Annotated in this window: 1 protein-coding gene; it reads right to left on the reverse strand. The window is 45.1% G+C overall.

All coding sequences use genetic code 11. The features are described from left to right. Positions 1-2,110: hypothetical protein (locus tag KDK18_RS05510; protein ID WP_257253781.1), on the reverse strand; the 2,110-nt coding region annotated here is incomplete at both ends.

Here is a 2,110-nt window from a genome sequence, read left to right on the forward strand (position 1 = left end):
AAAATCGAAAGTTGTCAGGCAGGGTATTGTCTTACCGCTGCTGAATGCTGATTCCATCAGGCCCAGTGCTGCATCCAGAGCTTGTTGCTTGAGAGAGTGCTGCCGTGTGAAGGTGTTCATATCGGCCAGAACATTGACCTGTCTCGTCGAGAACTGGAAGGGACCGCCGTCATTTTTGACCGCTTTCTCGGCAGCCTTCAGGTCTTTCTTCATTCTCTCAAAGTCTGCTTCCCTGGTTTCAATCTCTCTTCCCAGACGAACCCGTTCCTGAATCAGTTGTTGGATTTTGCCGCCGCTACCATCATACCCACCCAGTTGTAGCTGTTTGTTTCTAAGGGCATTAACCCGTTGTTCATAGGTGTCAGAAGACTCTGGTTTGCGACTCAGGGATTCTTCAATGGCGTGAAGAATCGCTTTATGAGGATCAGCCAGAGTGTCTTCTGCCACTGATACAGCTTCACTTTGATGTTGAAGGTCATCAGGTTTCTCCGCAAATAACACGTGTTTGCCACGAAAATGATTCAACCTGCGATAAAGACCTGCCAGTTCATGTCCAGCTTCTTCCAGTACTCGCCTGGCTCTGGCCAGCTCACGATCAAGAACGTATCGGGGTTTAGGTCCCAGGCGTGCAATTTGCCTGTCAAGCTCACCTTCAATGGCTGCGATATGCTCATTGACGGTGGCATCACCTACTTTGGGAACTTCTTTATAAAGCTCCCGGAGTTTCCCTTTAATTAAAATATTCTGGTCGTCTATAGTGGTGTCATCTTCATAGTTCTTAATGTTGAGTTGATGGGCGATTTCATTGTTTCTGCTTCTTCTGACATCTTCATTGCCATAGGTTTCGTCTACTTCTTCCATTAATGCCAAAATTTTGTTTTCAAGAACATACTTGTTTTCAGGCAGATGGGCTTTTCTTCTAAGTATTACCCCCAGATCATTGGCCAGTTTAGCGACGAAAGCCTTGCCTTTTTCATCAGCCTCATCGCGTACAAACTCGTAGATGTGCAGCTTGTCCTCTAAAACTTTGAGTATCTTTGTCTGTTCTATTATGGCTAGTCTGTTTACTTTTTCGACATAAAATTCAAGACTGTTTTGAAGGTCCCGGAGTTTTGTGTTCCCTCTTTTGCTCGTGAATATAATGTCTTCTTTTCGGAGTGAATGCTCTATTTTATCCACCATGGATTCTGAGACATCACCGCTGTCAAGTTTTGTTCGAATCCTGTCAAGCCTTGCTGTTTTGTGATCTTCATTATTGACTTCGATTTTGAGTATTTCTTCTACTGTTTTCAGTATTTTCAGAGCCACTTCCTCTTCCTGCTGTCTGGCTTTTGCCAGACTTGCCTGAATGGCCTCAGAAATGGCGTTACGACGGTAATACACATCGTCCTGACTATTGAGGTTATCCATCTTAAGGGCTTTTTCCACGTTGGACAGTTTCTCCAGTACTACAGGCATGGCTTTGGGATGGCCTGGTGTTCTGATGTCTTTCAGTTCTTCTTCTAAATATTCAAGACTGCTGAACCTCTCATACATGGCTGTTTTCAGTGCAGGGTGTTCTTCCATCGTGCTGTCTTCATCCAGCCTGATACGCAGGGTCAGTGCCAGACCATCTTGTTGGGTTTTGACATCAGGTTCTTCCATACAGCATTGAGCATTCAGTGCCTGGATTTTCTGAAGCAAATGTTGTTGATTTTCGTCGAGAGTATTGCCCTGAGTATTCAGTGACTGAAATTTGTCAAACAGGCTTTTTTGTTGAAGATTCAGTATATGCTTACTCTGTAGCTGAGTATTTAGTGCCTCAATTCTCCAAAGCAGGTGATCCAGTTGGGCGTCAATGTTTGCACTGGTATCAAAATTCTGAAGGTTTAAATGTGCGGCAATGGTTGCATAGCTGGCTTTGCTTTCAGCATCTGTTCTGGCGTTCTGGTGCTGAACAGCCGCCAGTGTTGTCTCTATAGAATCTCCCTCAGGCTGTTCTGTTGCGGCCAACGCCTGGTTGATGGCATGAATTTTTATACTGATGAGTCTGGCTTGATTTTCCGGTGGCTGGCTATCATCCCAGTCTTCAATGCCAAGCTCTTCTGCCAGTCGAGCGTTGCGGGCTTTT

The organism is Endozoicomonas sp. SESOKO3, assembly GCF_024606255.1.